This is a genomic window from Rhizobium sullae (genome assembly GCF_900169785.1).
Taxonomy (GTDB): Bacteria; Pseudomonadota; Alphaproteobacteria; order Rhizobiales; family Rhizobiaceae; genus Rhizobium; species Rhizobium sullae.
The window spans coordinates 142173-163520 of the sequence record NZ_FWER01000001.1 but is presented as its reverse complement, the minus strand read 5'-3'; the positions used below and the strand labels follow the sequence as shown (position 1 = coordinate 163520).

The 21348-nt window shown below is 60.0% G+C and carries 20 protein-coding genes, 1 tRNA gene and 1 pseudogene; 9 read left to right on the top strand and 13 right to left on the bottom strand.

All coding sequences use genetic code 11. From position 1 onward, the window contains the following. Positions 1-2 precede the first annotated feature (2 nt). The 9 genes from BN1800_RS00865 to BN1800_RS00825 form a co-directional block, all read right to left on the bottom strand. Entirely contained in the window at positions 3-950 is a 948-nt protein-coding gene (locus BN1800_RS00865; protein WP_086993548.1) for an ABC transporter permease, read from the bottom strand. A gap of 37 nt (positions 951-987) precedes the next feature. Further along, positions 988-2520, bottom strand: coding sequence for an ABC transporter substrate-binding protein (locus tag BN1800_RS00860; protein ID WP_037142139.1), 1533 nt, complete (start codon positions 2518-2520; stop codon positions 988-990). A gap of 119 nt (positions 2521-2639) precedes the next feature. After that, the gene (locus tag BN1800_RS00855; RefSeq protein WP_027510549.1) at positions 2640-3545 is read right to left on the bottom strand and encodes a LysR family transcriptional regulator; all 906 of its coding nucleotides are present in this window, start codon (positions 3543-3545) and stop codon (positions 2640-2642) included. A 41-nt stretch (positions 3546-3586) separates the two neighbouring features. Beyond that, the gene (locus BN1800_RS00850; protein WP_086993546.1) at positions 3587-4573 is read right to left on the bottom strand and encodes a P1 family peptidase; all 987 of its coding nucleotides are present in this window, start codon (positions 4571-4573) and stop codon (positions 3587-3589) included. Positions 4574-4696: 123 nt separating this feature from the next. Next, on the bottom strand, positions 4697-4891 hold the full coding sequence (locus BN1800_RS00845; RefSeq protein ID WP_027510551.1) for a hypothetical protein: 195 nt from the start codon (positions 4889-4891) through the stop codon (positions 4697-4699). A gap of 521 nt (positions 4892-5412) precedes the next feature. After that, positions 5413-8340 (bottom strand): aminotransferase, encoded by a 2928-nt coding sequence (locus tag BN1800_RS00840; RefSeq protein ID WP_086993544.1) that lies wholly within the window; start codon positions 8338-8340, stop codon positions 5413-5415. A gap of 99 nt (positions 8341-8439) precedes the next feature. Continuing rightward, positions 8440-9324, bottom strand: coding sequence for a formyltetrahydrofolate deformylase (purU, locus tag BN1800_RS00835; RefSeq protein ID WP_086993542.1), 885 nt, complete (start codon positions 9322-9324; stop codon positions 8440-8442). A 216-nt stretch (positions 9325-9540) separates the two neighbouring features. Further along, entirely contained in the window at positions 9541-10809 is a 1269-nt protein-coding gene (locus tag BN1800_RS00830) for a hypothetical protein (protein WP_244564413.1), read from the bottom strand. Continuing rightward, positions 10788-11852: a glycoside hydrolase family 5 protein gene (locus tag BN1800_RS00825; RefSeq protein WP_086993877.1), complete on the bottom strand. Its 1065-nt coding sequence runs from the start codon at positions 11850-11852 to the stop codon at positions 10788-10790. Before BN1800_RS00825 ends, BN1800_RS00830 begins: the two co-directional genes overlap by 22 nt. A gap of 133 nt (positions 11853-11985) precedes the next feature. Between BN1800_RS00825 and BN1800_RS00820 the strand changes: the two genes are divergently transcribed. Both BN1800_RS00820 and BN1800_RS00815 read left to right on the top strand, forming a co-directional pair. Further along, positions 11986-13578, top strand: a complete 1593-nt coding sequence (locus tag BN1800_RS00820; protein WP_086993540.1) for a GumC family protein — start codon at positions 11986-11988, stop codon at positions 13576-13578. A 115-nt stretch (positions 13579-13693) separates the two neighbouring features. Next, positions 13694-14026, top strand: a complete 333-nt coding sequence (locus BN1800_RS00815; protein ID WP_086993538.1) for a hypothetical protein — start codon at positions 13694-13696, stop codon at positions 14024-14026. 7 nt (positions 14027-14033) lie between these two features. Here the strand turns inward: BN1800_RS00815 and BN1800_RS42155 are convergent. Further along, a pseudogene (locus tag BN1800_RS42155) lies at positions 14034-14175 on the bottom strand (DoxX family protein); the annotation flags it as partial. 257 nt (positions 14176-14432) lie between these two features. Here BN1800_RS42155 and BN1800_RS00805 point away from each other — a divergent pair. Both BN1800_RS00805 and BN1800_RS00800 read left to right on the top strand, forming a co-directional pair. Then, on the top strand, positions 14433-14999 hold the full coding sequence (locus BN1800_RS00805) for a sigma-70 family RNA polymerase sigma factor (protein ID WP_086993536.1): 567 nt from the start codon (positions 14433-14435) through the stop codon (positions 14997-14999). Next, positions 14986-15621: an NrsF family protein gene (locus BN1800_RS00800; RefSeq protein WP_086993534.1), complete on the top strand. Its 636-nt coding sequence runs from the start codon at positions 14986-14988 to the stop codon at positions 15619-15621. The genes BN1800_RS00805 and BN1800_RS00800 overlap by 14 nt, the downstream gene beginning before the upstream one ends. A 66-nt stretch (positions 15622-15687) precedes the next feature. Here the strand turns inward: BN1800_RS00800 and BN1800_RS00795 are convergent. Continuing rightward, positions 15688-15774: transfer RNA gene (locus BN1800_RS00795), tRNA-Leu, on the bottom strand. Between the two features lie 203 nt (positions 15775-15977). Here BN1800_RS00795 and BN1800_RS00790 point away from each other — a divergent pair. Beyond that, the gene (locus BN1800_RS00790; RefSeq protein WP_086993532.1) at positions 15978-16397 is read left to right on the top strand and encodes a BA14K family protein; all 420 of its coding nucleotides are present in this window, start codon (positions 15978-15980) and stop codon (positions 16395-16397) included. Positions 16398-16400: 3 nt separating this feature from the next. Here the strand turns inward: BN1800_RS00790 and BN1800_RS00785 are convergent, their stop codons facing one another. Then, on the bottom strand, positions 16401-16694 hold the full coding sequence (locus BN1800_RS00785) for an Rdx family protein (protein WP_027510561.1): 294 nt from the start codon (positions 16692-16694) through the stop codon (positions 16401-16403). Between the two features lie 174 nt (positions 16695-16868). Here BN1800_RS00785 and BN1800_RS00780 point away from each other — a divergent pair, with 174 nt between their 5' ends. Together BN1800_RS00780 and BN1800_RS00775 are read left to right on the top strand one after the other, a co-directional pair. Then, positions 16869-17417, top strand: coding sequence for a sugar O-acetyltransferase (locus tag BN1800_RS00780; RefSeq protein ID WP_086993530.1), 549 nt, complete (start codon positions 16869-16871; stop codon positions 17415-17417). A gap of 136 nt (positions 17418-17553) precedes the next feature. Then, positions 17554-18006 (top strand): GFA family protein, encoded by a 453-nt coding sequence (locus BN1800_RS00775; protein WP_027510563.1) that lies wholly within the window; start codon positions 17554-17556, stop codon positions 18004-18006. Between the two features lie 203 nt (positions 18007-18209). On the opposite strand, the gene lepA is transcribed toward BN1800_RS00775, so the two are convergent. Next, complete coding sequence (gene lepA / locus BN1800_RS00770; protein WP_086993528.1) at positions 18210-20042, bottom strand: translation elongation factor 4; 1833 nt, start codon at positions 20040-20042, stop codon at positions 18210-18212. A 143-nt stretch (positions 20043-20185) separates the two neighbouring features. Between lepA and BN1800_RS00765 the strand changes: the two genes are divergently transcribed. After that, on the top strand, positions 20186-20755 hold the full coding sequence (locus BN1800_RS00765) for a helix-turn-helix domain-containing protein (protein WP_086993526.1): 570 nt from the start codon (positions 20186-20188) through the stop codon (positions 20753-20755). Positions 20756-20774: 19 nt separating this feature from the next. After that, complete coding sequence (locus BN1800_RS00760) at positions 20775-21296, top strand: GNAT family N-acetyltransferase (RefSeq protein WP_179213731.1); 522 nt, start codon at positions 20775-20777, stop codon at positions 21294-21296. Positions 21297-21348 lie beyond the last annotated feature (52 nt).

The following is a 21348-nucleotide window of genomic DNA, read 5'->3' as shown; positions in this document are numbered from 1 at the left end:
CGTCACACATCCTTTCGCAATCGCGGGTCGACCGCGAGATAGGACATATCGACGAGGAAATTCATGACGACGACGAGCGCGGCAAAAAACAGCACGACATCCTGCATGACAATGATGTCGCGTTGCGACAATGCTTGAAACGCAAGCCGTCCAAGACCTGGCAGGTTGAAGACGTTTTCGACCAGAACCGCGCCCGCTACGAGGAATGTGAACTGCAGCCCAAGGATCGTCAGTATCGGCACCAGCGCGTTCGGCACGGCGTGCCTCCACAAGACTGCGCGCGCCGAAAGCCCTTTCGCGAGTGCCGTCCGCGTGAAATCCTCGTGCAGTGTTTCCAGGACCGTCGAGCGAGTGACGCGTGTCAGGACGCCCGCCTGCGGCAGCGCCAGGGCCATGGCAGGCATAATCAGCGCCTGAAACGCAGGCCAGGGGCCCGCACTCCACCCTGGGAAACCTCCGGCCGGCATGAGTTCAAGCGTCGTTGAGAACAGGATGATCAGCAGCAACGATACCCAGAAAGCCGGAACGGCAATGCTTACCTGCGAAAAGAGCGTTGCGGCGACATCGGCGATGCCGTTCCGCCGCGCCGCTGCAAAGGTGCCGAGCGGCACGGCTATGGCGACGGAAAGGAGGATAGCGAGCAGCGCCAGCGGCAGCGTCACCGCCAGCCGCTCGAGGATCAGCCCCGCGACCGGCACGCCATAGGTATAAGACTGCCCGAGATCACCGGAAATCACTCCGACGACCCATTGGCCGTAGCGAAAGAGCAGAGGTTGATCGAGCCCAAGTTCATGCCGAAGCGCTGCCAGCGTTTCGGGTGTTGCCGAAGTGCCGAGCATGATCGAAGCCGGATCGCCGGGCAGAAGATCCATGACAGCAAAAATCAGGAAAGAGAGGGTGGCAAGCGTCAGGATTAGTCCGGAAAAGCGCCGGCCAAGAACCGTGATCACGTCCCGCCCCCAGTCGTTACCATCTCGTTGCGGAAAATCACTCCTCCCACGACACGTTGGTCAGAACGTTCGAAGGGATCGGCTCGTTTTCCCATAGACCTTTCAGCTTCTTGTTCCACACGCCGAGCTTCGGCATGACGAATAGATAAAGCGCCGGCACATCCTCGGCGAGGATTTTCTGCGCCTCGCCGTAGATCTTGTTCTGCAAGACGGGATCGGTCGTCTCCTGCACCTTCTTCATCAGATCGTTGAAGGTCGGGTTCTTGTAGTTGAAGTAGTAGGGATCGCGCGAATAGATGTCGACATCCATCGGCTCGGCATGCGCCACGACAGTCATCTCGTAAGCGCGGTCCTTCATCACATCCTGCACCCATTTCGCCGGAAATTCGGTCGGTTCAATGTTCATCGTCACGCCGATCTCGGCAAACATTGCCTGCATCACTTGGGCGCTGCGCGGCGCATAGGCCATCTGCGGCGATTTGATCGTGAAGGTGAGGCCGTTCGGATAGCCGGCTTCCGCAAGCAGCGCCTTCGCCTTTTCGGGGTTGTAGGGCAGTAGACCGGTGGTGTCCTGGTAGCCCGGATCGTTCGGCGTATAGTGGCTGCCGATCGCCGTGCCGAGGCCCGACCAGGCGCCGTCGATCACCGTCTGACGGTCGATCGCCATCATCAGGGCCTGGCGCACCCGCTTGTCGTCGAAAGGCTTTTTGGCATTGTTCATGCCGGCAACGACCTTGAGTTCGGTATTGCCGACCTTCGTCACTAGCCGCGGATCGCCCTTGAACGAAGTCATCAGCTCGGGTGCGGCGAATTCCGGAATGGCGTCCACATCGCCTGCTTTCAGCGCAGCAGCCTGCGCTTGCGGGTCGGCGATGAAGCGGAAGGTCACCTTGTCGAGCTTCACGGACACCAGACTGTTCCAGTAGGCCTCGTTCTTTACAAGCTCGACCTTGTCACCTTTCGCCCAGTTGACGAATTTGAACGGACCGGTGCCGACAGGTTGCGTCTTGTCGCTCGCAGCCGACTTCGGACCAACCATGACCGATGCCGGCCAACCAAGCCAGTAAAGCAGGCTTCCCGTCGGCTGCGAGAGATGCAGCACCAGCGTTTCGGGATCCGGCGTATCGATGGAGGCGATCGAGGCGAAGAAGCGCTTCTGCGGATTGACCGAATCTTTGCCGCGGGCACGTTCCAGCGCGAATCTCGCCGTAGCGGAATCGAAGGCTTCGCCGTCATGGAATTTGACGCCCGTCTGTAGTTTGAACTTATAGGTCAGCCCATCCGGCGAAATTTCCCAGCTCTTGGCAAGCTGCGGCCGGACCTTGCCGCTCTCATCGATCGCAACCAGCCCTTCGAAGACATTCTGCCAGGTCACCTGACCGATCGCGACCGGTGCAGCGATCGTCGGATCGAGCCCCGCCGGTTCGACGCTCATGCCGAGATTGAGCACCGTCTTGGCCGCATGAGCCGGCACGATGGCGCTTGCCATCATCGCGACGGAAAGAGCAGCGCTGAGGGAAAGGCGGTGAGCAAGCCGCGTGAAAGGCGCCGGCAGAAAGCTGGTGATCATAATTTTGCGGATCCCAAAAAGGCGATGTGAACTAGTGCGCACATTATGTGTTCATTGTGCATCGAAAAAAGCTACACACTAAAAAAAGAGAAAATGCAAGTCGTCCTGCTCGACCGGCCTCAGCGGCCCTTCAGTTTCGTCCGCATGAAATTTTCGATGAAACTGATGAGCTTGTCCGCTGCGAAGGAGAGTTGCCGATCCGGCGCGATCGAAAGCTCGGCATGCGTGCGGATGGAGTTTTCGCTGGCAAGTGGAATGGCAGCAAGCTGGCCTGCCTCGATCTCGCGGCGCACGGCAAGCGCCGGCAACAGCGTTACCGCGCTGTCGCTGAGCACGAGTTCCTTGAGCATTTCCAGCGAACTGACGGTGAAAACCGGATCGATCGTCAGCCCCTGTCGCTCGACAAGCGCATCGAAGCTCTGGCGGAAACCAAAGGACTTCTCGGGCAGAGCGAGTGTGTAGCGTGCAAGTTCGCGAAGGGTAATTTCCTTGCGCCCTGCCGCGGCATCCTGTGCCGAAACAATCACGTCATAAGCGATTTCAAAGCGCGTCACCACTTTTGCATCGGACATTGGCGGAGCAAAAAGCGTCAGCGCCATATCGGCCCGCGCTGCGTTCACCGCCTCGATGGCTTGCCGGGCGCTGGTGATCATCACCTCGAAGCGGATATTGGGAAAGCTGCGGCTGAACTCCGAAAGCGCGGGTGCAAGCAGACTGGTGACGATTGCGCCGTTGGCGTAGATGGTCACCTGACCGCGCTCGAGACCCTTCAGGTCTTCGATCAGCTGCTGCACATGCTCGAGTTCGCGAAGTGTCCGTCCGGCGCGGGCGGCAAGCAGTTCACCCGCTGCCGTCAGCGTCACGCCTCGCGCGCTGCGTTCGACGAGAGCAGCACCGAAATGTTCTTCGAGATTCTCTATCTGGCGGCTGACGGCAGTCGGCGCAACGCCCAAGTTCTCGGCCGCCTGGCGCATGGATTTTGTCCTGACCAACTCGTCGAAATACATCAGGGCCCGGATCTGCATTTTCTCTCCCGCCGCTTGGGCTCTTCTCACTGTCTGGGCGATCAGCGTCCGTCCGGATAAAGCTCCCGCCAGGCCCTCTGCGCACCCTCGTAAGGCAGCGCTGTCGCTTCGTAAACACCGCGCGCGATCGCCCGGGCCATGACCACTCCTGCGAGGTGGCAAAGCTCCATCAACTCGCCCATGTCGGCCATCGGTCGCGCACACGTCGAAGCGGCAAAGACGGTATCGCCGTCTAGAGGTAGGTGTGCCGGAAGCAATGCCCTTGCCAGCCCGTCATGAGCGCCCAGCGAAAGCCGGTAAGCCTCGGCCTTCGTCAGCGCCGCATTGGTCACGACCGCACCGATCGTGGTTGCAGGTGCCACCACGCCCTTGAGCCGCAAGCGATGGTCGATCGTCGCGGGCATTCCGAGGCTGCCGAATTCGTTGCCGTTTTCGACGGGTGCCGCCCAGAAATGCGGTCCGTCGCCGATCGTTGCCGAACCGAGCGCATTGACCGCGACGATTGCCGCGATCCGATGCCCAGCGCTGCTGACCGTACTTGCCGAGCCGAGCCCGCCTTTGAATGTTGCCGTCGTGGCACCTGTTCCGGCACCCACCGTTCCGAGCGGAAATTCGCCTTTCACCGCTGCCTTGAAGGCCGCATAGCCCATCTCCCGGTAAGGCGAATGCAGGCCCCAATCTTTGTCGCCGCCGTTCAAGAGATCGAAGAGGATTGCCTGGGGTACAATCGGAACACGCACTGTGCCCACCTGGAAGCCGCGGCCGGCCTTCCTCAGGCCGGCTTGTACGCCGCCTGCCGCATCCAGCCCAAAAGCCGAGCCGCCGGAAAGAACGAAGGCATCAACCTTTTCGACTGTCATCGAAGGATCGAGCAAGGCCGTGTCCCGGCTGCCAGGCGCGCCGCCGAGAACGCTGGCCGAAGCCGTCGCCGGTTCGTCGAAGATAATTGCAGTGACGCCGGAACCGAGCTTCAGATCCGTTACGTGGCCGATCGAAACGCCCTCGATATCGGTAATGAGATTGAGCAAATGCGCCGTCCTTGTTCACGTCCGATAGGATCGCAACCAGCACGAAAAAACAAGACCGGCCCCTTTTTCGGGACCGGTCATAAACTTTGGAGAGCGACGAAGCGCGGAAATCTAAGCCTGTTTTCAGGCATGGATTGGCTTAGGATGGCGCCGTGTCATCAGGTCGTGGATCGCGAGCTTCACCTCGTCCGGCGAGCTGAAACGCTGCTCGTCGAGGTCGTGCACGTGAAATTTCACGGCGATGAACTTCAGCCGGTCTTCATCTGGAATGACGATCCCGACGGGAACGCCTGCATATTCGATAACTTGCTTTTTCATGCGTAGAACTCCTGCCGCGCGGATTGCGAGGCGATGACGAATTGACTTGTCTGATACCGTTGAAAGGAGGGACGAAGGTCACATTCGACAGTTCGAGCGGGAGAGGGCGCCCGGACGGTCATTGCCGAGTACAATTCGCCCGAGAAGGGTGGCGAGAATATCGATATCTATCATGTCTCGTTCCTTGTGTTGGCGTTGCACTCGTGAGGGTCTCGAAAGGCTCGGGACCGGCGACGACCGTCTTTATAATCTACCTTGTTTGTAGAGAATAAAGGACAGTCCATCAGAATCATATTCCGAAACGTGTCAAAATCTCGACGATCCGAAAAAAATAATTCTGTCACAGTCGTATTTGCCGAAAGAACACTATCAGATCTTTGTGCAAATTGCGTGACGGCCGGAAAGCCTCGTTTCGATCACCGGGACAGACATAGGAAGTCGTTTTGATTCCGGCAATGGGGCTTTTGATTAAAAAACCGAAAGCCTCGAAATGACCGCATTGATTAACGGCGGAGGACCGGTCACCAACCCTCGGAAAGGACCTTTTCCAGGATGTCCGCGAAGAAGTCGGCGCTCGTGATGGTCAGGCAAAGCGGCGGCTTGATTTTCAGCACATTCAGGTGATCACCGGTTGCCTGCATGATCACGCCGAGTTCGAGAAGACGATTGCAGATGGCCGCCGTCTCTTGTGTCGCTGGCTCCAGCGTCGTTCTGTCGCGGACGAATTCAAGCCCGAGATAGAGGCCCATGCCGTGGATGGCGCCGACAATCGGATACTTGTCGATCAGTGCGGCAAGCCGACCTTTGAGATGGTCGCCCACCTCGCGTGCGTTGTCCTGCAGCTTTTCGTCTACCATGATGTCGAGCACCGTCATGCCGGCGATGCAACTGACCGGGCTGCCGCCGGACGAGGAAAAGAAATAGCCTTCCTTCTCCAGCGATTCGGCAATTCCGTGCGTCGTGATCACGGCACCGAGCGGGTGGCCGTTGCCCATGCCCTTGGCGATGGTGATGATATCCGGCACGACGCCCTGCTGCTCGAATCCCCAGAAGTGATGGCCGATCCTGCCGTAGCCGACCTGCACTTCGTCGGCTATGCAGACTCCGCCGCGGGCGCGAACTTGAGCATAGACTTCAGCTAGATATCCATCCGGCAAGGAAATGCCGCCGGCATTCCCATAGACCGATTCGGCGATGAAGCCCGCAAGCCCTTGCCCGCTGGCGCCGATCGACTGCAGCACAGGCGCCATCGCGGCGAGATAGTCTCCGGTCGAATCCGGCCCACGAAATTCGCCGCGATAGGTGTTGGGCGAAACGGCGGCATGCACCCAATCCGGCCGGGTTGTCGGCGCCTGAGGATTGTCGGCAATCGAGGTGGAGACGGCGTCGCTCGCAACCGACCAGCCATGATAGGCTTCCAGCAGGCAGAGCATGTTGCGCGCCCCCGTATGCGCCCAGGCAAGCCGGATCGCCAGATCATTCGCCTCCGACCCGCTGTTGACGAGGAAGACGCGGTCCAGTCCGTCGGGCGCTAAGGCGGTCAACCGCTCGCAAAATTCGCCGATCGCCGCATAGTGAAAGCGCGAATTGGTGTTGAGCTTCAGCCATTGCTCGCCGATCGCTTCTGCCAGGCGCGGGTGCCCGTGGCCGAGAATCGTGACATTGTTGACCATGTCGAGATAGGCGCGCGCCTCGACATCGAACATGTGTTCCTTCCAGCCGCGCTCGATCTGCGGCGGCACCTCGTAGTAATTCTTCTGCGGCTTTGCGAGATGCGCCTGACGCCTCGCAAGCAGTTCTCCCGTTTCCGGCTTGGGCGCGTTGGCGCCCGGTCCAAGCAGACCCGCGGGTGATGGGCAAAGGACGGACCAGGCGGCTGCCTCCTGCGGTGCGGCAAAGAGCGGCGGTTCGAGCGCAGGAACCGTGCAAAGCTGTATACGCAAGCCGCCGAGCGAAGAGGCCTCGCCCGAGACCGTGCCGATGATCTGCCCCTGTTCAACCTCCACGCCATCCTCAACAGACAGATCCAGGCCGTCGAGATGCAGATTGACGCCGTTGCCGATCAGGATGAGATGGTGGTTCTTGCAATCGATGCGTCCGGAAAAAGGGGCAGCGACGCTGCTTCCTCCGGGCAGGCAGATGTCGTTGTGCAGCGCGTAGGTCGACGGCTGCCTGGCACTTCGAAGAACGGCGCGCGAAAGCCGGTATTCACCGTAGCGGGTCGCCGCTATGCCCGCCTCATTCGCCGCGCGTGCCAAAAGCCGCCAGTCCATTTCCGCATTCAGCCAGTTACCGGCTGCGAAATGCGGGCTCTGAACGCCGAGGTCGAGATAGGCGATGTTTGCAGGGTCGATCTCCGGCAGAAGCACGTGCCAGCCAGACATATCGATCGGCGGCGTCCCGGCGCCAACAGCCTCGAGGATCGCGGCTTCCATCAATCCGAAGGGAACAGACATGGCCGTGTCGAAGATTCGCCGTTCAAGCTCCAGATTGTTGCGGACGTAGTCGTTTTCCGGATCGATCGAAATCTGCTGTTCGCTGCTTGCAACCAGAATGACCGCACGCGCGACGACTAGCGGCCACAGCGCCTTCAACTCCTCGTCCGTCAGCGGATAGATCTCGTGATAGGCTTTGACCGCGGGCAGGATGTAGAATGGATCGCCATCGGCCTGATGCAGCAGCGAGGCGCAGGTCACGGCTAGATCGCCGACGAGCCAGCCGCGAATGATATCGCCGAAATCGATGACGCCATCGGGGATCGGCCGTCCTTGCGCATCGATCCGGCAGACGACGTTGTCGCCTGTTACATCATGATGCACGGCCTGAACGCGGAGCGATGGCGCGAGCGGCTGGATGCGGCGTACGGCAAGCACCATGCTCTTTGCGATCCGGTCGCGTGCAGCGCCATCGGTGATTGCCGAAAGCAGCTGAACGGCAACAGGTCCGGCGCGACGCAGATCCCACTGCAGGCTGCGGTCGAGGCCCGAATGATTGAAATCCGCAAGCGCCTGCGCCAGCCGGGCGCAAAGCGCACCAAGGGCCGCGACGGAGGCCTTCGGCAGGTATCTGCGATGCGTCAGACCTTCGCCTTCGAGATATTCGAGCAGACGCACCTTGAAGGTCTGTTCGCGAACCGTGACGGCGATGATGTCCTGACCATCCGTCGAGCTCATGACCCTCGGGACACGCGGCGCGCCGTCCTTGCTGGTCAGATACCGGATTGCTGCATTCTGCGCCTCGAGCTCCAGCGTATCGTAAGCCATGTGGCAGATCTTCAGCACATAGCTGCCGTCGCCGGTGTCGATCCGGTAATTGCGGTCCTGCTGGCTGCCGAGTTCAGTGATCGTGCCTTGAAGGCCGTAGCGCGATTGCAGGATGCTTTCCGCTTCCGCCGACGTTACGTCCGGGCGCGGCAGTTCCATACGATCAGCACGCGCATCGTCGGTCATGGCATCCCCCACGGCATGATTCGATTGTTCACATAAGCAGATAATCGAATTCGTGTCATGAGCAAGCAAGCTTTGCGCCGCTGCCCTTTTGGGTAGAGATCAACCCATCCGTTCGGATGCGTAGGAACCTGGGCTTGCCGGGAAGACGATGGTGCGGTTGCCGTTGAGGAAGACGCGACGATGGATATGGGCGTGGATGGCCCGCGCCAGTACCTGGCTTTCGACGTCGCGGCCGATCGAGACGTAGTCGTCCGCACTCTGGGCGTGGGTGATGCGCGCCGTGTCCTGCTCGATGATCGGACCTTCGTCGAGGTCGGCCGTCACGTAATGCGCCGTGGCGCCGATCAGCTTCACGCCGCGCTCATAAGCCTGCTTGTAGGGGTTAGCGCCCTTGAAGCTCGGCAGGAAGGAATGGTGGATATTGATGATCTTGCCGGACATCTTGCGGCACATCGCATCGGAAAGCACCTGCATGTAGCGGGCGAGCACGATCAGTTCCGTGCCGGTCTGGTCGACGAGATCGAGCAGTTGGGCTTCGGCCTGCGGCTTGTTCTCCTTGGTGACCTTGATGTGATAAAAGGGAATGTCGTGGTTGACGACGACTTTCTGGTAGTCGAAGTGGTTGGAGACGACGCCGACGATCTCGATCGGCAGCGCGCCGATCTTCCAGCGGTAGAGCAGGTCGTTCAAACAATGGCCGAAGCGGGAGACCATCAGCAGCACTTTCATGCGGGCACTGCCGTCGTGGATCTCGGCGTCCATGCCGAATTTCTCGGCGATCGGCTTGAAACCCTCCGTCAGCGCCGGAAGGCCGACGCCTTCTTCGGAGATGAAGCTGACGCGAGTGAAGAACTTGCCGGTGTCGAGGTCGTCGAACTGCGAGCTATCGACGATGTTGCAGCCCTGATCGGCGAGATAACTCGCAATCGCAGCCACGATCCCGCGCGTCGATTTGCACGATACTGTCAGCACGTAGTTCGTCATGGCCCTCTTCCCTCTCGCGGCAATAACCGGCAGGTCTGCTTAGATTAAAGCAGCCACGCCGCATAGGGCGTGGCTCTTTCATTCGTGCAAGAATTTGCAAGAGAAGCTGTCAAGGACTTGCAGGCTCTTGCATCCATGCATCGAGCTCCAACTTACGGAAGTCATAGCGAGACTCCGTCCCGCCTGCGGCGTCTCGTATCCCCGCCGCGCAACCGTTCAGGCGGAAATCGGCGTGCCTACTTTACCGACAGCGCGTTTCCCGCGCACGCCCTCGTTGACTTTCAGGAACCCAACGAGCAGCCAGACAAGGCCGGCCGTCTTCATGGAGAAGATCGCCGTGGAGCCGATCATCAGGTTCAGAAACATGAAAAGCGATAGCGAATGCGCAAGACGCTTCTGGTTCGGCGTCTCGCCTGCCGGGAAAAAAGAGACAAACAGCCAGAAGAGGATGAGGCCGAAGATCGTCGCGCCGTAGGTTATGTAGACGTAGCCGCTGTCGACGAAAGTCGTGGCTTTCTCGAGTTCAAGGCCAAGAGTCGCCGGGATGTCCATGGCAAAGATGTTTCGAACGGTCCCGCTGATGCGGCCGACGAAATCGTCTTCATGGGCATCAGGGCGGAATGCATGGATGACAAAGCCCATGGTGATGATCGCCGGCATCATCAAGAAATCGCAGATCTTCGGAATCCAGGGATAGATAAAGTATCCGCCGAGGCAGACCACGCTGAAAATAAGCATCGTGCGCGTGTCGTTGGTGACCAGAATCAACACGACGGTGAAGAGGAAAAGCAGCCGGTCGAATAATCTCAAGCGATTGGAAAAGCTGACGAGATAGATGACTAGTACACCGCAGAAATTGGCAAGCGATACCTGCTCCAGGAAGATCGATGAGGACCGGTGATCGATGATCCCGAAGGAGAAGCGGGACGGGAAGCCAAGGGCGCCGCGGAAAAGGCCGATGTCGCTATAGGTTGCGCGCGGCACACCGCGAGTGTTCTCGAAATATTCGGCCGGATGGAACAATGCTACATAGGCTTGTACGGAGACGATTTCGCAGATCAGCACCGCCAGTACAACGATGCAGCAGGTCTTGAAGATCAGCTTCAGCGTTCGCTCGTTCGTCCATCGACCCATGATGACGAAGGCGAAGATGATAAGCACGTTGCGCAGGTGGTCGATATAGCCTGCGCGGTTGGTGACCATCACATAGATCGTGAGGAAAATCGTCGCCAGCAAATAGCCAAGAGGCGCGAGATCCTCTTCGTAGAGCCCGCGCTTCAATATGAAGCCAAAACTATAGACCAGCAGCAGGATCTCGCTGACGACGACATGCGACGACGCAAGCGGCGTGATGTTGTGATTGATGAAGGCGAGAAGGCAATTGTAGGTAACCGACAATACGCCGACGGCCAGGAGACCGTAGTCGATCTGTTCTTTTGCCAATGCTTCCCGCCGTGCCATCATCACCTGCCTCGTGTCCGGCATGCGTCCTCTGCGGGAGCCGGTACCTTAGCGGCAGCCTCCAGCACTGTGATTTGCTTTCGCTCATGGCCGTCGTGCGGCTGCACGTTCAACGGCTCGGTTTGCGGCCACCAATCGCCTGCAACCCAGTATGTCCAGCCGAGCCAGACGTCGCCGTTTTCCTGCATCGTATCCAAAACCGCTTTCAATCCGGCGACGCATTCCGGCGCTTGCGAGACACCGAATTCGCCGAGCAGCACCCGGGTGCCGTGCTTGCGCGCCCAATCGGACATGCTGACGATGGCCTTCCTGGCGTTCTCATTGCCGGAACATTCCTCGTGCGTACCGGAGGAATCGCTGTCGAAATACTGGTGAACCTCATAGGCATAGTTCCTGCGCGGGTCCTTGACGCCAAGCATTATGGTGCCGTTCGGCCCGCCCGGGCCGTCTGACTGCCAGGAGTGGGCTCCCGTCCATTTCGTGCCTGGCACGAGGATGAGATTGCCGGCGCCGACCGCACGGATGCCGCGGATCGCGGCATTGGCAGCGCTCAACCATTTGTCGCTGGCGACGTCATAGGGCTCGTTCATGAGCCCGAAAATCACGTCCTCCTGATCGGCAAATTCGACGGCGAGCCGAGTCCAGAAATCGGCGAATGCCAGCGTCGTCACCGGCGGCGTACCGACCTGCGCTTTCTTGTATTGGGCATAATTGTGCGGATCGAGGATGACGCTCATCTTGTGTTTGCGCAAAAGGGTCACCGTATCCTTGATGCGCTGGAGCTCGTCGTCGTTCAGGGCCTGCCCCAGTTCGGGCTGCAGTCGCTCCCACAAGAACGGCAAGCGAACGATATTCATCCCCTTCTTGCGGAAGTAGCCGATCGTCTCTTCTGAGGGGTAAGCATAATCCTTGAAAATCTCTCCACCCGGATTGCCGAACTCCGCACCGGAAAGATTGATGCCGCGAAAGCAGGGCCCCGCGGCTTCAGCAAGGCCAGCGCGCAATGGCAGCACTATTGCCGCGGCGATCGTCAGCATGCGGCGCCAGGGCGAAAAGGCGGCTTTCATCGATCTCGCTTTCAGGAGCTTTGCCATGTTCCGGCAATATCGGGTAGGGTATCTTAACGCTCCGTTAGCTAAGGATTTCTAAAGTTGATCTGCCTCCGCCAAAGGTCTGCGTCGGCGGGTCACGAGTGTGTCTATGAGCCAATTCGACAGGAACAGAGTCAGCCGGCTGCCTAGCTGGCGAAGCTACGAGCCTGCGCCAACCGCGCCGGAAAGCTCTCCTGCGCGCACGCCAGTCTTGAGACCTGGCGACTTCGCAAGGCCTGTTTTCGAGCCGGAAGCACAGCAGTCGCCCGCTCCCCCGGAAAGAGATCTGCGCGACCAGCCGCCGCCTTTGCCACCGCAGCCGGAGCGCGACGTTGTCCGTCCGGCACCGGTTTCCGTCGATCCCGACGCGCCGCTTCTTGATACGCGATCGATCATTTTTGCAATCTGGAACAGAAGGCTGATTGTTCTCGGTCTTGCCGTGCTCGGCGCATTGGCGGGCGGAGCCCTGCTGCCGTCGCTGCCACAGAAATTCACCGCGAGCACAAGCCTTTATTTCGATCCGCGCCAGATCGGCCTTGCTGATCCGGCGCCGCAGTCATCGGCGATCTCGCCGGAGATGATCTCGTCGATGATCGACAGCCAGGTGCAGATCCTGATGTCCGGCAATGTGTTGCGCCGGGTTGCCGATACCATGAAGCTTGCGCAGGATCCGGAATTCAACGGCGGCCGGAGCGACGATGCGGCCGTGGTCAGTGCATTGCAGAAGGCGCTTACGATCACCCGGCAGAGCAGCACCTATGTCGTATCCTTGACGGCGGTAACGAACAATCCGGAGAAATCCGCCAAGCTTGCAAACCAGGTCGTGACTTCCTTCATGCAGGAGGAAAGCAGTGCCTCGACCGGTCTATACGAAAATACCACTGCAACGCTTGATGTTCGCCTGAACGATCTGCGCCAGAAGGTGCAGGAGGCCGAGCAAGCCGTCGAAACCTTCCGCGCCGACAACGACATGGCGGCAACGGAGGGCAATCTGATCTCCGACCAGCGCCTTGCGTCGTTGAATACGCTTTTGCTGACCGCACAGGAAAAGACCATCCAGGCCAAGGCTCGCGCGGATGCGGCCGCGAACATGAGCTTTGAGGATATTGTCGCCAACAGCCAGACGGACCGCAATTCGGTGAACTCGTCGCTCGCGAGCCTTCGACAGCAATATGCTACGCAGGCCGCAATTGTCGGCAGCCTCGAGAGCCAGATGGGCGCCCGGCATCCGCGGCTGCAGGCCGCCCGCTCGTCGCTGCAGAGTATTTCGGGCGAGATAAAGGGTGAATTGCAGCGCATGGTGACCTCGGCGCGCGCCGATTACGACCAGGCGAAGAAAGCCGAGGACGCGATCGCCAAGGAACTGAACATTCAAAAGGCGCTGCAGGCGACCACATCTGACAAGCAGGTCGAACTCAACGAACTGCAGCGCAAGGCGACGGCCGCCCGCGAAATCTACGAGACCGTTCTGAAGCGCTCCAGCCAGACGACCGAGGAACAGAACCTACCTCAGAGCAACATCCGCGTCATTTCGGAAGCCGAACCGCCAACGAAACCGGACGGTCCCGGCAAGAAGGTTCTGCTGGCGGCCGGCGTTATCGGCGGGCTCTTCGCCGGCTTTGCCGCCGGCGCTGCGATTGCGATCCTTGCAAGCCTCTTCGCGCATCCGCTCGTCCGAGGCTATTTCCGCCGAGAAGCCTAGGGCCGGATCGATCTGTCGTTGCTCTTGCTGTCAAAAGCTTGATCACCGCCGGGCCGCTTCCTAAATCCGAAGGTGAACGCCACTGGCGTCCGTCCGGCAATGAAAGGCCACCGATATGCGATCCCTGCCAATCTTGCTCGCTGCCCTTTCTGTTGCCAGCAGTCTGATTGCCGAACCGGCTTTTGCAACGGATTGGAATCGTGCGGGAAAAGCAGACGTTCAGCCGCTCTATCCCTATCCCGATCTCCCCGGTGTCAAGTCTCAGCCGGACAAGAAGGATGAGGAGAAATATGCCTGCCGCACCGAAACGCGCGGCATCCGCCGCAATGGGGACTGGATTTTCCGCTCCGGCGGCATGCCGACCATCGTCTATGTGTGCGATCGTGACGGCTATGTGAGCCAGGGCACGCAGGTGCCAGCGAGAGGCCACTATCAGCCTGTGCGCTGACACCTCGTGCCATGCAGGAAAAATGCCGCACGATGAAGTGATCGACTGAGAGGAGTCCCGGTCCGCCTGCGATGATGACCAGGAAGCAGACGGCCCAGGTGCCGTGCGTCGGGATAGACGAAGATTTCGATCACGAGCGTCATGACGAGAAACCGAGGTCGACCCCCTGGCAGGTAAGCGAAAAATGCAGTCCACCCGTTCCAGGCGGAATATCGGTGGCGTTTATCGATCCGTGACTCGCCGCACATCTTGCAGCCTTAGCCGAGCACTTTTTCGCCGGCCGGGCTTGCCGTTTGCGCGATTGCGGGAGAAAAACGCCTGAGAGCGACGCTCTCTGGGTGTGGCGAAAATAATTTCGAACGGCCGGTAACAAAAATGTGTGCCCTCTCGTAGAGGAAGATGTCGGGTGAGATATTCGGCGCGGGAAGAGGAATGGGCAGGCTGGATGCGTAGCGCCATGGGTGGCGATGCGCAGGCCTATCACCGCTTTCTTTCCGCTGTGACACCTCATTTACGCGCCATGGCCCGCAGACGCTGCGACCAGTTCGGCGCGGCGGCAAGCGAGGCGGAAGACGTCGTGCAGGAGGTGCTGCTGGCCGTTCACCTGAAGCGCGGAACCTGGGATCCGGCGCGCCCGATCGGTCCTTGGCTGTCGACGATCGTGCGCAATAAGCTGATTGACAGCCTGCGCCGCCGCGGCCGTCACGTCGATGTGCCGATCGATGACGTGATGGCAACGCTCGAAGCGGAAGAACAGGCGGGCAATTTGGATCGGCTCGATGCCGAACATATGTTGAAGCGCCTGAACGATCCGCAGCGTGATATCGTGCGCTCGATTTCGATCGAGGGAGCAGGTGTTCGCGAAACGGCCGAAAGGCTGAAAATGAGCGAAGGTGCGGTGCGCGTTGCGCTGCACCGTGCGCTGAAGTCGCTGGCGGCGTTATACCGGAGTGAGACGAGTGAAGACCGATGACCTGATCAGCCTCCTGGCACAAGACGCGCCTGTCCGCACGCGGCTCGGCCCCGTGCTCATGGGTGGGCTGCTGATCGGCGTCGCCGTCTCTGCAGCGTTGTTTTTGTCGGCAGTCGGTATCCGCCACGACATGGCAAGCGCAATCGAAACCGCACGCGTGCTCTTCAAGATGTTCGTGACCCTGACGCTCGCCGTCACCGCTTGCGGGCTTGTCTTTCGCATTGGCCGGCCGGCCGTGTCGCTGAGGCTTTCAAGCCTAGCACTGTTCGTACCGCTAATCCTGCTCGCGGCAGGCACTGCAGCCGAATTGATGGCCATTCCGCAGGATGCATGGGAAACCGCAATGCTCGGCCGCAACGCAGGCTTCTGCCTGTTCTTCATCTCGATCCTCTCGTTTGCGCCGCTTGCCGGGTTCCTCTGGGCACTGAAAAACGGCGCTCCGGAACGCCCAACCCTTGCCGGCGCGGCCGCAGGCCTCGCCGCTGGCGGCATAGCGGCAGCGCTTTACGCCTGGCATTGCCCGGACGACAGCCCACTGTTTCTCGCGGTCTGGTACACCACGGCAATCGCCGCAGTCACCGCCCTCGGCGCGCTAATCGGATCACGATATCTGAAGTGGTAATAAGACAGCGGCGGTCACGAGACCGTGGCCGTTGGCATCGGCTCTTTTGCTATCTTGGAAATGGAATGGTGCCCAGAAGAGGACTCGAACCTCCACACCCTTTCGGGTACCAGCACCTGAAGCTGGCGCGTCTACCAATTCCGCCATCTGGGCGACGGAGAGCCATGTACGGGGGTGGCTCTTTGCTGTCAACCGGGTTTTTGAAGTTTTCCTGACAGTCGGCAAAAAAGAGCGGATACGTTTCCCGAAGAAGCCGGGTTGGGGCGATCACGCCGAACTGAACGGCTTTCGATCCTGTAGTGGATGCCATGCGGCGGCGGTTGTTCTATATCTGCAGCAGCAGAAAGGAATCAGTGATGTCTGCGCTTCGAACGATCATCTTTGGCTTCGTCATCGGTTTTGTGCCCCTTGCAGCCGGTGCCGCGCCTCCGCTCGTGCCGCCACCGCCGCGCAATCCGGCGATCATCAATGTGCAGTCGACCTATTGCGATTATCGCGGCTGCTTCGGCTTCGGGCCCCAGCAGTGGCACCGCCCTTCCTATATCCAGCCAAACTATCGACCGCCGGGAGCGAGAGGGCCGACCTATTACCAGCCGCGCGCCCAGCCCAGGCCGCAGCTCTCCTATGATCCGCCGCCGATCCGTCGGATACGTCCGCCAGCGAAAGATATGCATGTCGAATGGTGCCGAAATCAGTACCGGACCTACAATCCGCGGACCGATCGTTTCGTGACCTACGAGGGCATCTACAAGACCTGCAATTCGCCCTTCGATTGAGTGTCAGCTCTCCAGCGAAACCCGGTCGGCGTGGCCGAGATCGCGGCCGGGCTCGATGATGTCCCGCACCCGCTGCTTGAGCTCCTTCGGTCCTGGAAAACCGCCGTCGCGGTTGCGTTCCCAGATGAGGTCGCCGTTGACACGGATCTCGAAATTGCCGCCCGTGCCGGGAACGAGCGCCACTTCGGCGAGGCTGTCCGAAAATGTGTGCAGTAGTTCCTGCGCCATCCAGCCGGCGCGCAGCAGCCAATTGCATTGGGTGCAGTAGAGGATCGTTACACGGGCTTTTTCGGTCATCGGTGGGCTCCTTTTCAGGTTTGATTTAGGACCTTCGTGGCCGCTTCGCAACGCCCGGCTTGCGTCGACAGGCCGTCACATCTTCATGTTGCAGGTCAGCTGGGGCATCGCGGGTGCCCCGCTTCTCGCGGCAAAATCCGCTTAACACGCAGGCGGCCAACATCGGAGAGACAGATGAGGGAGCGGGAGAAGATGGCGGCCGGTGAATGGTATTGCTGCCTCGATGGCGAACTCGAGGCGTTGCGGCAGCTGGCGCGCAACGCCGTTCACCAGCACAACACGATGCTGCCGGATGAACGCGGCAGCATCGCGCCAGCGCTGGCGGCGCTGCTCGCGAAGGCGCCTGCCGACGCTTTCATCGAGGCGCCGTTCCATTGTTCCTATGGCGTGAACATAACCCTCGGCAGTCGCGTCTACCTCAATGCAGGTTGCGCCATCCTCGATTCGGGAACAGTGGTGATCGGCGATCGGTCCATGCTGGGGCCGGGCGTGCATATTTATTGTGCCGAGCATCACAAGGACGTCGCTCTTCGCAAAGCCGGGATCGAGATGGCGCGGCCGGTGATGATCGGCGAAGATGTCTGGATCGGCGGCGGTGCGATTATCCTCGGCGTGTCGGTTGGGGACGGCGCGATCGTCGGCGCGGGCGCAGTTGTGACGAAAGATGTGCCGGCCGGTGCGACGGTCACCGGCAATCCGGCGCGGATACATGGCAGAACATAAGCGCCTTCTCTTTTTCGCCTTTCCCTGGTGGAGGGGAGAACGCGCAGTGCCGGTCGCGAAGCCAGTTGCAAGCGCGCACTGATCTTGATTGACGGCAGATGACGCTAGATCAACGGCGAACAGGGAGGAGAACCCGATGATCAACAAGAATTTGCCATGGGAAGGCGGCTGCCGTTGCGGCCGGGTGAGGTTGAAGGTAAGCGCAAAGCCGCTGCTGACCATGGCGTGCCACTGCACCGGCTGCCAGAAAATGTCGTCTAGCGCCTATTCTCTGAGCGCCGCGATTCCGGCGGAAGGCTTCGAAGTCACTCGAGGCGAGCCCGTCATCGGCGGTTTGCATGGCGTGACAAAACATTATTTCTGCCCGCACTGCATGAGCTGGATGTTCACCCGTCCGGAAGGCATGGACTGGTTCGTCAATCTGCGCGCCACCATGCTGGATGATGCAAGCTGGTTCACGCCCTTCATCGAGACTTGGACAAGGGAGAAGCTGTCATTTGCGGAAACCGGCGCGGTGTATAGCTATGAAACGCTGCCGGAAATGAATGCCTACGAGGGGTTAGTCAAGGAGTATATGGCGCGGGGATAGGCTTAGAAGCCTTGGAACAGGAAATCCAGCGCGGCAGTGATTTAGTCGCCTCTCGCTGAAAGATCCGCGAGGCTGTCGCCGATTTCTGACACTTGCACTGAATTGAATCCAAGCGCGGCCCTTCCCGGGTCGACGCATGGCGGTAGTCCATCGACGTTATGTTATGCGCATACAACATGCGCATAACTTCGAAGGAGAAGGCTTTACTCGTCGCCCATTTTCAGCGCCGCAATAAACGCCTCCTGCGGGATTTCCACCTTGCCGAACTGGCGCATGCGCTTCTTGCCCGCCTTCTGCTTGTCGAGCAGCTTGCGCTTGCGGGTGGCGTCGCCGCCGTAGCACTTGGCGGTCACGTCTTTGCGCAGCGCGGAGATGGTTTCGCGGGCAATGACGTTGCCGCCGATCGCGGCCTGGATCGGGATCTTGAACATGTGCTTCGGGATCAGCTCCTTGAGCTTCTCGCACATGTCGCGGCCGCGCTTTTCGGCCGCCATCCGGTGCACCATCATCGACAGGGCGTCGACCGGCTCGCCGTTGACGAGGATCGACATCTTCACGAGATTGCCTTCGCGGTGGTCGGTCAGCGCATAGTCGAAGGAGGCGTAGCCCTTCGAGATCGACTTCAGCCGGTCGTAGAAATCAAAGACAACTTCATTGAGCGGCAGATCGTATGTCAGCATCGCGCGCGTGCCGACATAGGTAAGTTCGATCTGGATGCCCCGCCGGTCCTGGCAGAGCTTCAGGATGCCGCCGAGATAATCGTCCGGCGTCAGGATCGTGGCCCTGATCCAGGGCTCGTGGATCTCGGAGATCTTCACGACATCCGGCATGTCGGCGGGATTGTGCAGCTCGCGTTCCGTACCGTCGGTCATGTACATCTTGTAGACAACGGAAGGCGCCGTCGCGATGAGGTCGAGGTCGAACTCGCGTTCCAGGCGCTCCTGGATGATTTCGAGATGAAGCAAGCCGAGGAAGCCGCAACGGAAGCCGAAGCCGAGCGCCGCGGAGGATTCCATCTCGAAGGAGAAGGAGGCGTCGTTGAGGCGCAGCTTGCCCATTGCGGCGCGCAGATTCTCGAAATCGGCGGCATCGACCGGGAAGAGTCCGCAGAAGACGACGGGCTGGGCCGGCTTGAAACCCGGCAGCGCTTCCGCCGTCGGTCGCTTGTCCTCGGTGATCGTATCTCCGACGCGGGTATCGGCCACTTCCTTGATGCTGCCGGTGATAAAGCCGATTTCGCCAGGGCCAAGGGAATCGACATTGACCATCTTCGGCGTCAGTACGCCGACGCGCTCCACCTGATACTTGGCCCCCGTGCCCATCATCCGGATCGTCTGGCCTTTGGTCAGAACGCCGTCGATGACGCGCACCAGGACCATGACGCCGAGATAGGCATCGTACCAGCTGTCGACGAGCAGTGCCTTCAGCGGCGCCTTTTCGCCGCCCGGGCTCTTCGGCGCCGGCAGCTTGTTAACGATTGCTTCCAGCACATCGGGAATGCCGAGCCCGGTCTTGGCAGAAATCAGTACCGCCTCGGAAGCATCGATGCCGATCACTTCCTCGATCTGCTCCTTGATGCGCTCAGGTTCTGCCGCCGGCAGGTCGATCTTGTTAAGAACGGTGACGAGCTCGTGGTTGTTGTCGATCGCCTGATAGACGTTGGCGAGTGTCTGGGCTTCGACGCCCTGGCTCGCGTCGACGACGAGCAGCGAACCCTCGCAGGCCGACAGCGACCGCGAGACTTCGTAGGCGAAGTCAACGTGGCCGGGCGTGTCGATGAGATTCAGGATATAGGTCTCGCCGTCCTTCGCCTTGTAGTGCAGGCGCACGGTCTGCGCCTTGATGGTGATGCCGCGCTCGCGCTCGATATCCATATTGTCCAGCACCTGCTCGGACATTTCGCGCTCGGCAAGGCCGCCGGTTGTCTGGATCAGGCGGTCGGCAAGCGTCGATTTGCCGTGGTCGATGTGGGCCACGATCGAGAAATTGCGGATATGGGACAGCGGAGTCGTCGGATTGGTGCTCATGCGCGCCATATAGCAGTGCCGTCCCCTGCCGCAAAGCGGAAAAGCAGGACTCCGTTTAGGATAAAAATGCCGGGCAAAGGCGACATAAAACTGCTTGATTCCACTATCTGACAATGTATTTCTCTTATAGTAGAATAAATGAGCCCCAAGTGATGGAACAGGAACTCGAAACGGCAATCGGCAACCGCATCCGCAAGCTCAGGATCGAAAAGGGCCTGACGCTGGATGATCTCGCCAATGCCTCCGGCGTCAGCCGCGCGATGATCTCGCGCATCGAGCGGGCGGAGGCGAGCCCCACGGCCTCGCTGCTTGCAAGGGTCTGTGCTGCGCTGGAACTCTCGCTTTCGGCCTTCTTTGCCGATGAGGGGCAGGAAGTCTCGCCGCTGGCGAGACGCCACGAGCAGCAGGTGTGGCGCGATCCGGAAACCGGTTACGTGCGCCGCTCCGTTTCGCCGCCTGGAACCTCGTCCGAGGTCGATATCGTCGACATCGAGTTTCCGGCCGGCGCCCGCGTCAGCTTTCCGCCGCATGCAGCAAGCCATGGCATGACGCAGCACGTCTGGGTGTTCGAAGGCGAGATGGAGATGACCACCGGCGAAACGGTGCATCGCCTCTTCCCCGGCGATTGCCTCTTCATGCCGGTCGGCGAAGGGCATGTCTTCCACAATCCTACCAGCAAACCCGCCCGCTATTGCGTCGTGCTCAACCGCAGCCGCCGCTGACTTGATTTTTCAGGAGCAGATGATGACCGTTCGTATTCTCGATGCACAACAGGCCCGCACGGCCATTCCGGATCTTTGCGAAGTGCTTGCGGATTGCGTCAATGGCGGCGCATCCGTTGGCTTTATGCAGCCTTATACGCCAGTCGATGCCGAGCCTTACTGGCAGGGCATCGTCGAGAGTGTCGAGGCAGGGGTCACTCTGCTGGCCGTTGCGGAACTCGACGGAAAGATCGTCGGGACGGTGCAGGTAGGCTTCGCCTCGATGCCGAACCAGCCGCATCGTGGCGATTTGAAGAAACTGCTCGTGCATCGTGCTGCGCGCGGTAAGGGCCTGGCGCGGCTGTTGATGGAGGCGATCGAACGCGAAGCCGCAAAACACGGCAAGCGTCTGCTGGTGCTCGACACCGCAACCGGCAGCGAAGCGGAGGTAATCTATCCGCGCCTCGGCTGGCAGCACGCCGGCGTCATCCCAGACTATGCGATGTGGCCGGAGGGCGGCTATTGCGCGACCACGCTCTTCTACAAGCGCATCGCCGCTTAAGCCATTGACAAGGCGTGCATCCGCCGCGCCTTATCCGACAGATAAATCAGGG

What these genes read in the sequence shown, in the direction of transcription:
- BN1800_RS00860 (WP_037142139.1), bottom strand. Translation starts at nt 2,520, where the DNA reads ATGATCACCAGCTTTCTGCCGGCGCCTTTCACGCGGCTTGCTCACCGC.
- BN1800_RS00855 (WP_027510549.1), bottom strand. Translation starts at nt 3,545, where the DNA reads ATGCAGATCCGGGCCCTGATGTATTTCGACGAGTTGGTCAGGACAAAA.
- BN1800_RS00845 (WP_027510551.1), bottom strand. Translation starts at nt 4,891, where the DNA reads ATGAAAAAGCAAGTTATCGAATATGCAGGCGTTCCCGTCGGGATCGTC.
- BN1800_RS00840 (WP_086993544.1), bottom strand. Translation starts at nt 8,340, where the DNA reads ATGACCGACGATGCGCGTGCTGATCGTATGGAACTGCCGCGCCCGGAC.
- purU (WP_086993542.1), bottom strand. Translation starts at nt 9,324, where the DNA reads ATGACGAACTACGTGCTGACAGTATCGTGCAAATCGACGCGCGGGATC.
- BN1800_RS00830 (WP_244564413.1), bottom strand. Translation starts at nt 10,809, where the DNA reads ATGCCGGACACGAGGCAGGTGATGATGGCACGGCGGGAAGCATTGGCA.
- BN1800_RS00825 (WP_086993877.1), bottom strand. Translation starts at nt 11,852, where the DNA reads ATGAAAGCCGCCTTTTCGCCCTGGCGCCGCATGCTGACGATCGCCGCG.
- BN1800_RS00820 (WP_086993540.1), top strand. Translation starts at nt 11,986, where the DNA reads ATGAGCCAATTCGACAGGAACAGAGTCAGCCGGCTGCCTAGCTGGCGA.
- BN1800_RS00815 (WP_086993538.1), top strand. Translation starts at nt 13,694, where the DNA reads ATGCGATCCCTGCCAATCTTGCTCGCTGCCCTTTCTGTTGCCAGCAGT.
- BN1800_RS00790 (WP_086993532.1), top strand. Translation starts at nt 15,978, where the DNA reads ATGTCTGCGCTTCGAACGATCATCTTTGGCTTCGTCATCGGTTTTGTG.
- BN1800_RS00785 (WP_027510561.1), bottom strand. Translation starts at nt 16,694, where the DNA reads ATGACCGAAAAAGCCCGTGTAACGATCCTCTACTGCACCCAATGCAAT.
- BN1800_RS00780 (WP_086993530.1), top strand. Translation starts at nt 16,869, where the DNA reads ATGAGGGAGCGGGAGAAGATGGCGGCCGGTGAATGGTATTGCTGCCTC.
- BN1800_RS00775 (WP_027510563.1), top strand. Translation starts at nt 17,554, where the DNA reads ATGATCAACAAGAATTTGCCATGGGAAGGCGGCTGCCGTTGCGGCCGG.
- lepA (WP_086993528.1), bottom strand. Translation starts at nt 20,042, where the DNA reads ATGGCGCGCATGAGCACCAATCCGACGACTCCGCTGTCCCATATCCGC.
- BN1800_RS00765 (WP_086993526.1), top strand. Translation starts at nt 20,186, where the DNA reads ATGGAACAGGAACTCGAAACGGCAATCGGCAACCGCATCCGCAAGCTC.
- BN1800_RS00760 (WP_179213731.1), top strand. Translation starts at nt 20,775, where the DNA reads ATGATGACCGTTCGTATTCTCGATGCACAACAGGCCCGCACGGCCATT.